This window comes from Paenibacillus antri, assembly GCF_005765165.1.
Taxonomy (GTDB): domain Bacteria; phylum Bacillota; class Bacilli; order Paenibacillales; family YIM-B00363; genus Paenibacillus_AE; species Paenibacillus_AE antri.
Map to the genome: position 1 here is coordinate 1 of NZ_VCIW01000068.1, position 688 is coordinate 688.

The window sequence follows — 688 nt, forward strand, 5'->3', positions numbered from 1 at the left end:
CGTAACCCAAGTTTTAGCGTGAAATGCCGCATTGGTGCCAATATGGTATGGCAAGCGGAAAAAGACGGTATTCTGACCAAAGGCAAAGAAATCGTAGATGCGACCAGCGGTAATACCGGTATCGCTCTTGCTTACGTGGCAGCGGCTCATGGGTATAAAATTACCCTAACTATGCCGGAAACGATGAGTACCGAACGTAAACGTTTATTACGCGGTTTAGGTGTAAACTTGGTTTTAACCGAAGGCTCGAAAGGGATGAAAGGGGCGATCTCTAAAGCGGAAGAAATCGTCGCAAGCGATCCGAACCGTTATGTGATTTTAAAACAGTTTGAAAATCCGGCGAACCCGGCAATTCACCAACAAACAACCGGTCCGGAAATTTGGAATGCGACCGAAGGTAAAGTGGATGTGATCGTAGCAGGCGTGGGAACTGGCGGTACGATTACCGGTATTTCTCGCTATATTAAACAAGATCAAGGCAAACAGATTATTTCCGTTGCGGTTGAACCGAAAGAATCACCGGTTATTACACAAACCTTAAACGGCGAAGAAGTTAAACCGGGTCCGCATAAAATCCAAGGTATTGGCGCAGGTTTTATTCCGAAAAACTTAGACTTAAGTTTAATCGACCGTGTAGAACAAGTTTCCAGCGAAGAAGCGATTGCAACCGCACGCCGAATTACGGCGG

1 protein-coding gene is annotated in these 688 nt (G+C 46.1%); it reads left to right on the top strand.

The features are described 5' to 3' along the window. Positions 1–688: cysteine synthase A (gene cysK, locus FE782_RS33500; protein WP_138198435.1), on the top strand; the 688-nt coding region annotated here is incomplete at both ends.